General features: G+C 48.3%; 10 protein-coding genes. 5 read left to right on the top strand and 5 right to left on the bottom strand.

The window, feature by feature from the left end; translation table 11 throughout:
• Window positions 1-367: 367 nt before the first annotated feature.
• Both KDK16_RS03260 and KDK16_RS03255 read right to left on the bottom strand, forming a co-directional pair.
• A complete protein-coding gene (locus KDK16_RS03260; RefSeq protein WP_257274659.1) occupies window positions 368-607 on the bottom strand; it encodes a DUF2959 domain-containing protein in 240 nt (79 codons plus the stop codon).
• A gap of 39 nt (window positions 608-646) precedes the next feature.
• Complete coding sequence (locus KDK16_RS03255; RefSeq protein WP_257274657.1) at window positions 647-1,375, bottom strand: hypothetical protein; 729 nt, start codon at window positions 1,373-1,375, stop codon at window positions 647-649.
• 222 nt (window positions 1,376-1,597) lie between these two features.
• Here KDK16_RS03255 and KDK16_RS03250 point away from each other — a divergent pair, with 222 nt between their 5' ends.
• Window positions 1,598-2,299 carry an amino acid racemase gene (locus KDK16_RS03250; protein WP_257253296.1) on the top strand — a complete coding sequence of 234 codons (702 nt, stop codon included), beginning with the start codon at window positions 1,598-1,600 and terminating at the stop codon, window positions 2,297-2,299.
• 43 nt (window positions 2,300-2,342) lie between these two features.
• Window positions 2,343-3,263: a LysR substrate-binding domain-containing protein gene (locus tag KDK16_RS03245; RefSeq protein WP_257253298.1), complete on the top strand. Its 921-nt coding sequence runs from the start codon at window positions 2,343-2,345 to the stop codon at window positions 3,261-3,263.
• Between the two features lie 44 nt (window positions 3,264-3,307).
• On the opposite strand, the gene KDK16_RS03240 is transcribed toward KDK16_RS03245, so the two are convergent.
• Window positions 3,308-4,774, bottom strand: a complete 1,467-nt coding sequence (locus tag KDK16_RS03240; protein ID WP_257274655.1) for a tetratricopeptide repeat protein — start codon at window positions 4,772-4,774, stop codon at window positions 3,308-3,310.
• Between the two features lie 232 nt (window positions 4,775-5,006).
• Here KDK16_RS03240 and pssA point away from each other — a divergent pair, with 232 nt between their 5' ends.
• Window positions 5,007-5,831: a CDP-diacylglycerol--serine O-phosphatidyltransferase gene (gene pssA, locus KDK16_RS03235; protein ID WP_257274654.1), complete on the top strand. Its 825-nt coding sequence runs from the start codon at window positions 5,007-5,009 to the stop codon at window positions 5,829-5,831.
• A gap of 22 nt (window positions 5,832-5,853) precedes the next feature.
• Here pssA and betA read toward each other — a convergent pair whose 3' ends face one another.
• Window positions 5,854-7,512 carry a choline dehydrogenase gene (betA, locus tag KDK16_RS03230; protein ID WP_257253301.1) on the bottom strand — a complete coding sequence of 553 codons (1,659 nt, stop codon included), beginning with the start codon at window positions 7,510-7,512 and terminating at the stop codon, window positions 5,854-5,856.
• Window positions 7,513-7,535: 23 nt separating this feature from the next.
• Window positions 7,536-8,999, bottom strand: coding sequence for a betaine-aldehyde dehydrogenase (gene betB / locus KDK16_RS03225; RefSeq protein ID WP_257274653.1), 1,464 nt, complete (start codon window positions 8,997-8,999; stop codon window positions 7,536-7,538).
• A gap of 232 nt (window positions 9,000-9,231) precedes the next feature.
• On the opposite strand from betB, the gene msrP reads away from it, so the two are divergent.
• Together msrP and KDK16_RS03215 are read left to right on the top strand one after the other, a co-directional pair.
• Window positions 9,232-10,275: a protein-methionine-sulfoxide reductase catalytic subunit MsrP gene (gene msrP, locus KDK16_RS03220; RefSeq protein WP_257274651.1), complete on the top strand. Its 1,044-nt coding sequence runs from the start codon at window positions 9,232-9,234 to the stop codon at window positions 10,273-10,275.
• A 10-nt stretch (window positions 10,276-10,285) separates the two neighbouring features.
• A complete protein-coding gene (locus KDK16_RS03215) occupies window positions 10,286-10,870 on the top strand; it encodes a sulfite oxidase heme-binding subunit YedZ (RefSeq protein WP_257274650.1) in 585 nt (194 codons plus the stop codon).
• Window positions 10,871-11,238: the final 368 nt, after the last annotated feature.

The following is an 11,238-nucleotide window of genomic DNA, read 5'->3' as shown; positions in this document are numbered from 1 at the left end:
TTGCAGAGACTCAGTTTCATTTGAACATTCAGATCAGATGATTTTACACGAAAACCATTGAGCTGTCGGCGTTGCAGGGGAATATCCGGGAAGTGAAGTCACGGATTCAGGTATGGGACTTTCACCCAATCGATTAGATGATTCCTATTCAGTTATCACCCATTCATAAAGGAAATTTACTGATAAATTTGGCTTTCCTTGAACATCCCGGATGCCCGGGCTTTAACACAGGGGAATTGATAAGAGCTTTTTGTTGTCAAAGCTTCAGAGCTTGTGTAATTGACACCCTCTAAAGGACGGGGATTCCTGTTAGGTGACTAACGGGAATCTCGCTCCTTCAGGGGCGAGAGGATGTCAATTCGATCATTTATGACTGTTGCTGGGTTGCAACGAACTTGCGTGACTCATCGATGGAGCGTTGCATATCTCTTATCAGAAGGTCAATATCCAGCTTGATGTCACCTAATTCACCCCTGAGCGCAGAAATAGCCCGTGCATTGAGATTATGTTTCAGATATAGAACCTGATCCCGAAAGGCTTTAAGAACCGGCTTGCCACACAGAAGAACGGCTATCGGAGGCAGAAGTATCGCCAGAAAATAACGCATAGTGTCTCCCTGATTTTGTTTCAATTGCTCATGGCTGGTTTATACATCAGAAGTAGCCTGTTTCTGTGCGAGCAAATCGAGCAGTTTCAGTACTTCTTTCTGAAGGTTCCCGGAGGCCAGTGCAAGATTGGAAGCAAATTCTTCTGCAGTGCCATGCTCGCTATCCATCAAGTCTGTCACTGATTTTACTGCAACCAGAGGCGTTTGGTAATGGGAGGCTACCCAGGCAATGGCGGCGGCTTCCATCTCTTTGTTGACCACGGACTCCTGACGCAGAATGGCTTCATCGGTCGGACTCATATCGAGAGAGTTGCCGGTGCAAACAATAGAGGTGGGTAAACCCAGTTTCCGTGCCAGGTCAACCGCGACTTGGCACTGAAAATTACCGTCTCCATAAGCTTCGTAATGCTCACCCATGGGGATACGACGGTCAAAGAAACGGATGCGCTCTCCAATATAAACGTCGCCAATTTTGCAGCCCTTATCTGAAAAAGCACCGCAGGTTCCGGCATTGATGACCAGATCCGGAGACAACAGGCGAAGTGCTTCATACGCTGCCAGAGTTGCCGGTTGGGTACCGACATTTTCCACACCGTGAACAGAGTCGGAACCGTTGGTAACCAGATTGATGCTCAGATTCTTGTATTCACCAGCAAAGTTTTTACAAGGTAGTAATGGGTTTATGTCGTTTGTTTCAGTCAGACCCAGTTTCTCAATGAGTGGCGCTGCTTCCTGTTTCATAGCCACAATCATTGTAATTCTTTTCATAGCGATCAATTCGGTTGATATTGGAATTTTATAGTTTCCTGTTATAAGCAGTTAATTCCAATAAGTAAAACCTTATATTTTTATCTGCCCTCCTCCTCATGCCATTTCGGCATTAATCCTTCGCTTTAGGCATTTCACAAGCTTAGTGGGAATCGTAATGATAGAACCATAGTTTCTAATTTTGTTGCTTATCTTTCGGTCACGAATTCAACGGAGTGTGTTGTGTTAGGAGTACTGGGTGGAATGGGGCCGTTGGCTACCGTTGACTTTATGCAAAAAATTATTGCTTTGACAGAAGCCAGCAAGGATCAGGAGCATCTGCCCATGCTGGTGCATAACGTTCCTCAGATTCCTGATCGCAGTGCCTGCATTCTAGAAGGTTCCGAGGACCCTTTTCCGGCTTTGTTGAGAGGGTTGAGAAGCCTTGAGCGGGGCGGTGCCCAGTGTGCTGTGATTCCCTGTAATACTGCGCATTTCTGGTTTGATAAGCTGCAAAAACAGGCCCGGATTCCAATGATCAGTATCCTGGATTGTGTACAACAACATATCCGAAGGAACAATCTGGGCAAAATAGGTATTATGGCAACCAGCGCTACGGTCTCAGCCGTCATGTACCAGCAGCAAATAGAGAACGATGGTCGTGAATGTCTGATACCTGATCAGGAGGTGCAAACACTGATGATGGATGCCATCTATGATATCAAGGCAGGGGGGCTGGAACGGGGCAGTCAACGTATGAAAATGGTTTTTGATGATCTGGTTCGCCAGGGCGCTGAAGCGGTTATTCTGGGCTGTACAGAAATCCCTATCGGTCTTGCTGGCGTTGCGAGCACAAATCCTGAACAGTGCATTGATGCAACAGCGCTGTTGGCCAGGGCTTGTGTTTACTGGCACAGCCAGCAAGAAGAGAAAGTAGCTGCTTGAGAAGCGGGGGCAAGTTGAACTGAAGTCTGGGAGTAGCGCCTGAATGAATCTGGAAACCAAGTGGCTGGAAGATTTTCTGGCATTGGCCGAGCTGAGAAATTTTTCCCGTGCTGCTGAGTTTCGAAACATCACGCAGCCTGCTTTTGGCCGAAGAATACGTTCTCTGGAACAGGCAGTCGGTTTTGAATTGGTAGACAGAGGAACAATACCCATCAAACTGACTCCAGAGGGACGGCTTTTCAGAATAACGGCCAGGAACCTGCTCCGTCAAATGGAAGAGGGTCTGGGGCAGTTACAAGGAGTTGTCTCTGGACAGGCCATTGATTTTGCAGCAGCTCACTCCCTGTCGGTGACTTTGTTACCGGAATTGATTCAGCGGATGAGTGGAGATGAGCAACTGCTGCAAACCCGTGTAGAAAGTATTGATGTTGATCTGGCGGTTGAGGCTCTGCAGGAGGGTAATTGCGACTTTCTCCTGGCATTCAATGTTGAAGCCTTGATGCAGCCACCCTTTGAATATCTGAAGCTGGGGATGACACGCCTATTGCCTGTTTGTTCGTCTGATGATCGGGGAGAACCGTTGTTTTCTGATGCTGATCCGGACATTGTGCCTCTTCTCAGGTACAGCCCCAATGCTTTTATGGGGCGCAAGGTTAATAGTCTGTTGAGTACATCTGACGTTCCCGTACTCTTTCAAACGGTCATGGAATCGTCTCTGACCAATCTACTCAAGGAAATGGCTCTTAAGGGCAAAGGGGTTGCCTGGTTACCGGATTATTCCGTACAGGATGAACTGGAGTCAGGGCAGCTGGTTCCCTATTCTGAAAGACCTGACTGGACGGGTGCCATAGAAATTCTGCTCTACCGAAACTCCGTCCGACTGCATGCCAGGGCTGAAAGGTTATGGGCAGAATTGAGCCAGCGTTGCGAATCAGGTTGGCAGTTGATGGGAACCTTCCAATGACTGATCTGCCCAACAAATTGAGGGCAGGAAATTCGTCCGATCACTCACAAATTTTTACCGATGGTGTGATAGGTTTGCTGCCAGATTTTGAATTTTTTGGGACGCTTGGTCATAGCTTTAAGTGAAGCAATGCGTTTTGATGCGTGGTCAGGGTTTTTCAGCCAGCCCAAGATCAATAAATTCGCTTCTTTCATCCTGTTGAATTTAACCAGTGCCCAGATCAGGGCGTGTTTGGTGTGGAAATCAGCAGGATAGGTTTCAACCAGAACTTTTAAATAAACAATAGCTTCACCGTATTTGCCTGCCTGTTCCAGCCTGCTAACGATTTTTCTCCAGTATGATCTTATATCCCAGCCATTTTGATGATCACAGAGAAGCTGCCTCCTGATCATTTCTTTTGGCATGGAATGAGTGGAGGTTTGGGTAACCGTTCTCGGAGGTCTTTTCTGTGCCGGTCTTTTCTGCCCCGGCCTGACAGGAGCAGTGCTCGAGGCCCGGCGGAGAGGCTCATCGACAAATGGGTAGAGGTTTCTCAAGGCAGCAGGTACAAAAACAGGAGCCTCGGGATTTAAGGGGATAACTCTCCACGTGTTGTCTTGACTTGATTGGGTGCGTTTCAGTAACCGACCTCTTATAAAACGAATGTCAGTTAAGTGATCAACTTTAAAAGCCGCTTCTTCATTTTGGGAAAAAAACTCTGATTCACAGGATTCATCGGTTAACTGGAATTGGAGACGCTTATCGAATACGACACAGTTTGAGGTATTAATCAATGAAACATTACTGTGCTCTTTTAGTTCGTCAAACAACTCCTGAGCATTCCGGGAAGTGACGTGAACATGAGTTTTGAACTGCCTGACTTGATAGCCCCCTGCGGTTAACTCAACAATAAAGAGGGTTACAAAACCGTCTTCATCGATAGTAACCAGTATTGGCAAAGTGACAGGAGGTAGAAGCTGTCTGATGGGCATTTCATCAGTATTTTGGCGGGCTTTTGCTTCGGTCTTTGTCAGATCCAGTCGTTGGGGTGTCAGAGCAGAGGGTAGATGGGGTTCCTGCGGGAAAGAGGGCAAACCGTTGTCCGAGGCGATAAACAGAAAGGAAAGCGGATTGTGCAGGAATGATAAAATCGATAAGGCAGACAGCACAGCGGACCAGCTTTGCTGCTCAGTACTCATGACCGTTGAGCTGAAAGTGACGTCTGGTGAGTGGGCGATGTCGATCAGCTTGCCAAGGTTGAAGTCTGATTCTGTTAGATATACGTCGCTGGTTTTGCAGGCACCTTCGACAACAGCACTGATGAGTAGCTTATTCTTTTCTGGCTTGAGAGGGTGAGTCAATCCAAACTGTTTTTGGGCTTGCCAGATGCCTATCCAGTTTGTCGGTGCGGTCAGGGGAGCAGCAGCTATTACTTTGATCGAATGAAGGCTACAACAAGTCATTATACCGGTGAACAGAGGGACCATGACAGGTCGTAAAAACACCTTTTCACTGCTCGCTTTCGATCGCATGGAATTGCCCGAATACGCTGTAAGTAAGGCAGCTCGTGAAATGCCTTTCGCTACCTGTTGAAGAATTCAATTAATATAGATGCGGGCAGAGGAAATGCCAGATTGGCTGGATGATTCAATAAGGTACTGCTGTAATGATGGGCGATCCTGTGACTTGCTATGTTTATCCAGTATTCAAGCCTTTCATGGTAGAGTGTGTTTTTCACCATTATGTCAATGAGCAGACGTTGAAATGACCGATAAGCCGGAACGATCCGAAAATGAACAAGATGCTGTGGACGGCCTGTTTCCCGTCGATGAGCACTTTGAAGAAGTGGTCGAAGGTGGGGAGACAGTTCGCCACAAGGGCATCTATGTACTGCCCAATCTGTTTACAACAGGCAACCTGTTCTGTGGCTTTTACGCCATAATCAGTGCTCAGGCAGGTTTTTTTACCCAAGCCTGTATTTCAGTCTTTGTCGCCATGATTTTGGATGGGCTGGATGGTCGTGTTGCCCGGATGACTAATACCCAGAGCAAGTTTGGTGCGGAGTACGATAGTCTGGCAGATATGGTGACCTTTGGTGTAGCGCCTGCGATGGTGGCCTATAGTTGGGCTCTCAATGATCTGGGGAAAGTAGGCTGGATGGTAGCTTTCATTTATGCGGCCTGTGCTGCATTGCGACTGGCTCGTTTTAATACTCAGCTGGAAGTGACGGATAGCCGCTACTTCACTGGTTTGGCCAGCCCTGCTGCCGCAGCACTGGTCATAGGCATGGTATGGGCGCTGAGTGATTTTGGTATCGATGGCAACATGCTGGGTATTGCACTGCTGGGGGCTCTGATTACAGGTCTGGCCGGAGTATTGATGGTCAGTAACTTTCAGTACAACAGTTTCAAGAAATTGGACCTGAAAGGTCGGGTACCTTTCATTTTCATGATTGCCATGGTTTTGGCTTTTGCCGTTGTCTTTACTGATCCACCCAGAGTGCTGACGTTGATTTTCCTGAGTTATGCCTGTTCGGGACCGATTATGTTCCTGATAGGAAAAACCAGAAAGCAACCTGCTTCCGAATAACCTGAGAGAAAAGCTGACATTGTCAATATGTTCTCTGTCTTTCCCGCCATTGAGTATCCATATTGACTTGGGCAGAAGACGGAGGCAGGGTGTCTGCCCCTCGAATGAGGTCGGCAGCCCTCTCTGCCACCATGATCGTGGGAGCATTCAGATTTCCATTGGGTATGATTGGGAATAAAGACGAATCCACTACCCTCAACCCTTCCAGTCCTCTGACTCTTGTCTGTGGGTCGACTACGGCCATGTCATCCATTCCCATCTTGCAGGAGCAGGACGGATGATAGGCACTTTCTACAGATTCCCGGACAAAGCTATTGATCTCTTCATCAGTTTGAACGCTTTCTCCCGGTTGTATTTCTGAGCCACGATATTCATCGAACGCTGGTTGATTGATGATTTCCCGAGTCAGACGAACACACTGTCTGAAGCCTTCCCGGTCTTCTTCGTGGGACAGATAATTGAACTGTATACCGGGATGATCATCTGGATTGGCTGACACCGCTCTCACCCAGCCACGGCTTTTGGGTTTGTTGTGGCCGATATGAACCTGAAAACCATGACCATCAACAGCGCTTCTGCCGTCGTAGCGCATGGCTGCCGGCAGGAAGTGGTACTGCATATCAGGCCACTCGACGCCGGCTTTTGAACGGATAAAACCACAAGATTCAAAATGATTGGTCGCACCCAGCCCGTCTTTCATGAAAAACCAGCGAGCGGCAATAAACAATTTATTGAGCGGGTCCAGTTTGCCGTTAAGAGTAATCGGCTTTTTGCAACGGAACTGGAAGTAGAACTCCAGATGGTCCTGCAAATTTTCACCTACACCGGGCAATTCATGCTGAACAGCTATACCTGCGTCTTCTAATACCTTTCGAGGGCCGATTCCTGATAATTGAAGAATATGAGGTGAGCCAATAGAGCCTGCAGAAAGAATGACTTCTTTACTGACCAGTACTTTTTTTATGAGTCCTTTGTGTTTATATTCGACACCCGTTGCCTTTTTGCCTTCCAGCAGAACCCGCTGGACCTGAGCATGGGTCACCACCGTCAAATGGCTTCGCTTCATGGCCGGTCGAAGATAAGCGTTGGCAGTGGACCAGCGTATACCGTTCTTAACGGTCATATGCATGGGGCCAAAACCTTCCTGTCGAGCACCGTTGTAGTCAGTGGTCTCCATGTAGCCTGCTTCTAGCCCAGCCTTTATAAAGGTTGAATAGAGAGGGTTTTTCATTTCATTGCCATTATTAACCGCTAATGGACCACTATCTCCCCGATAGTCATCGCCACCGAAAGCCCAGGTTTCTGCTTTACGAAAATACGGCAGGCAGTGACGATAATCCCAGTCAGTAGCTCCATGCTGATGCCATTCATCAAAATCTTTGGCGTGGCCCCGAACGTAGACCATGCCATTGATGGAAGAAGAGCCGCCCAGCACCTTACCCCGGGGGCAGTGCATACGACGGTTGTCCAAAAAAGGCTCGGGTCGGCTTGTAAACTGCCAGGCATACTTTTCGGTATTCATGGGAATGGACAGTGCCGTTGGCATTTGAATAACAATGCTCTTGTCACTCCCGCCGGTTTCAATCAGCAGAACCTGATTATTGACATCTTCCGTCAGACGATTGGCCAGAACGCAACCGGCAGAACCGGCCCCGACAATGACATAATCATACTTTGTCATGGTCGTGCTCCTTGAATGCAGAGTTAGAAAGGACTCTCCAGAGGCTTCATGCCCATATACACTGCTTTGACCTGAGTGTAATGCTTCAGCGTTTCAACACCATTTTCACGACCCGTGCCGGACTGCTTATAACCACCTACTGGCATTTCAGCCGGCGAGGCTCCGTAGTAATTGATCCAGCAGATGCCGGCCTGAAGCTGGTGAATAACACGGTGAGCGCGGGTGATGTCCTGAGTAAAGACTCCAGCTGCGAGGCCCAGTTCGGTGTCGTTGGCACGGGCAATGACTTCTGCTTCATCTTCAAAGGTGAATACCGCCATAACGGGGCCGAAGATTTCCTCGCGGGCAATGGTCATGTCATCGCGGCAATCTGAAAAAATGGTGGGTTCAATAAAGAGGCCATCGGGTGCTGTAGAGGGGGTGGCTGGTTTTCCTCCGGTCAACAGGGTGGCACCTTCCATAACGCCCTGATGGATGTAGTCAAGAACCCGTTGATGATGTTTCTCTGATATTAACGCACCCATGTTGGTACATGGGTTCATGGGGTCGCCCAGCACAATATTATTTTCAGTGCGTTGCTGCAGCTTTTCTATAAAAGCCGGATAGATAGCCTTGTGGACATAAACCCGTGTGCCGTTTGTACAGACTTCGCCCTGGGTGTAGAAGTTACCGAGCATTGCTCCGGAGACGGCATTATCAAGATTGGCATCTTCAAAGATGATCAGGGGGGACTTGCCGCCCAGCTCCATGGTGACCTCTTTTAATGAAGAGGCTGCACCGATCATGACTTTTTTGCCGGTGCTGACCTCTCCGGTGAAAGATATCTTGGCAATATCAGGATGATGGGTCAGCCAGGCACCGACTTCACCGTCACCCTGGATGACATTGAAGACGCCAGCGGGCACGCCTGCCTCGATAAAGATCTCGGCCAGCTTCAAGGCACCCAGAGGCGTTTCTTCAGACGGTTTGAAAATCATACTGTTGCCGCAGGCCATCGCCGGGGCAGCCTTCCAGCAGGCAATCTGAAGGGGGTAGTTCCAGGCGCCTATTCCGGCACAGATGCCAAGAGCTTCGCGGCGGGTGTAATAAAAGTCATCGCCCAGGCACTGCTGGTTGCCTTCAATGGAAGGAGCCAATCCAGCAAAAAACTCAATAGAGTCGGCGCCCGTAACCACATCAACCACGGAGGCCTCTTGCCAGGGTTTACCTGTATCGAGAACTTCAATTCGGGCCAGTTCATCGTTACGTTCGCGCAAGAGGCTGACAGCTCGGTTGAGGATGCGACTGCGCTCCATACCATTCATTCTTGACCAGCTTTCAAAGCCTTTTTGAGCACTGGCAACAGCAGACTGGCGAATGGCGTCATCGGCTTTCTCTACGGTATAAATGATTTGACGAGTAGCGGGATTGATCACCGGAAACGTTTCTTTCGTCTCATTGGCCAGGTATTGGCCATCGACAAAGTTCTGATAGCAAGGTAATGACACAGGTAACTCCCTCGGGTATCAGTTGCAAAGCTGAGGACGTTCTCAGGCATCGATAGTTGGAACACCGAATTAATTCTATGTGAAAACGACAAAAAAGCCGCTAATAAATGATCAAGTCAGCGGGTTGATGGAATATTTACTGGCGAGATGACGTCCATGATTTTGAAATGTGAATCTGCGCCATTAAAACGAGCGTAAAAGGTAAATAAGAGAATTGTGCGGGAGAGTATCGATGCTGATTAAGACCAGAAAGTCTGGAGACGTCCGCAGCAGTGAAATAACATCAGAAAGCGTTTACGAGGATCGTCGCCGTTTTTTGAAAATGGGTGGACAGTTTGCCTGTGTCGGCATGGGGCTGGTTGTGGCAGGTTGCGGTGATGCTGCAGATACCCGGTCAACCAGGAAGCCGGCGGGTTCAGGCTATGATGACGTTCCACAGCTTTCTGCCCCTGATTGGCTGAAAGAGAAAGTAGCCAGCTATCAATCCAGTCGCTTCACAACCGATGAAACGTTAACCCCCTACGCCAGTGTGGCTGGTTACAACAACTTTTATGAGTTTGGCTACTCAAAAGACGACCCTGCCAAATACGCTAAAAATATGAAAACAGACCCCTGGTCGTTAGTGGTTGAGGGGGAGATTGAAAAACCCGGTAAATACACTCTGGAAGATATACTCAAGCCCCACGATGTTGAGGAAAGAATCTACCGTCTTCGCTGTGTAGAAGCCTGGTCGATGGTTATTCCCTGGGTGGGTGTGTCATTGGCCAACATGTTCAAGCGTTTTCAACCCAATTCCAGGGCCAGATTCGTTCAGTTCGAAACACTCTATGATCCTGAACAGATGCCGGGTCAACGCTCCCGTCTCAGTGCCATTAAATACCCGTATGTCGAAGGGCTGAGAATAGATGAAGCCATGAACCCTCTGGCTTTTATGGCTATTGGCCTATACGGCAAGACACTGCCGCCGCAAAATGGTGCCCCTCTGAGACTGGTTGTTCCCTGGAAGTATGGCTTTAAGAGTATCAAGTCCATTGTCAAAATCCGTTTTACTGAAACCATGCCACAAACCACTTGGGTTAAATCAGGTCCGAGCGAGTATGGTTTTTATGCCAATGTGAATCCTGAAGTCGATCATCCGCGCTGGAGCCAGAAGCAAGAGCGCAGATTGCCTAACTCCATCTGGGAGCCAAACCAGATTGAAACGCAAAAGTTCAATGGCTATGGCGAAGAAGTGGCTCATCTCTACAAGGGGATGGATCTCAGGAAATTCTATTAAAGGTCGTGTGATGGACTGGGTTGCAAAGTTAAAATGGCTTGTTTTTCCAATATGTCTGGTGCCATTGGTCTGGCTGATCAATGCTGTTATCACTCATCAACTGGGACCCGACCCGGCGAATACCCTGACCCGGGATTTGGGCGAGTGGGCTTTAATCTTTCTTTGCATCAGTCTGGCAGTTACCCCGGTAAGAAAAATAACAGGGATTAACAAGCTGATCCGGTTCCGGAGAATGATCGGGCTCTTCGCACTCTTTTATGCAGTACTGCATGTAATGGCTTATCTTGCATTCTTGCTGGGCTGGCAGTGGCAAACACTGTTGGAAGATCTCTATCAGCGTCCTTATGTCATGGCGGGTGCTTTTGCGATCCTGATACTCTCTGTACTGGGAGTCACATCAACCAAGGCCATGATGCGCCGGTTAGGGAAAAAGTGGGTGAAGTTGCATAAGCTGGTCTATCTGGCTGCGGGTCTGGCGGTTTTGCATTTTGTCTGGCTGTCAAAAAGTGACTATACCGAAGCGGTAATATTTGGTTCTGTGCTCGCTGGTTTGATGTTGTTCAGGCTGCCTACTAAGTGGCGACGGGCTCGATGAGCCCTTTTTTAGCGTTTTCATGAGATGTTTGTGGCATGAGGTCTTTTTTTAATCTCATATTATTAACTTTTTGAGTTGTTCTTGTTATTAATCTATATTCATAGCTCAATAATTGATTGATTTGAGATAAAAAAGTGAGTAGGTACATTCCACCTCCGCCAAGAAAGGACTTTCAGCAGACGGTTGATGAGATATACGAAAGTCAGCCTGAAAAGATGAAAGATTACCCAAACTGAGCGAAAAGCCCCGTACTTTGAGGACGGTGATGGATAGCTCGGCTTGCGCAGAGCAAGCCCATAAATTATCATTCTTTCCGTCTCTTGCAGACCTACCTCCGGGCTGGAGGAATGTTAAGCCTGCGGAGTTCG

It is taken from the genome of Endozoicomonas sp. SESOKO4 (genome assembly GCF_024606275.1).
The sequence above is the reverse complement of the archived record's forward strand: the minus strand, read 5'-3'. Positions and strand labels throughout refer to the sequence as shown.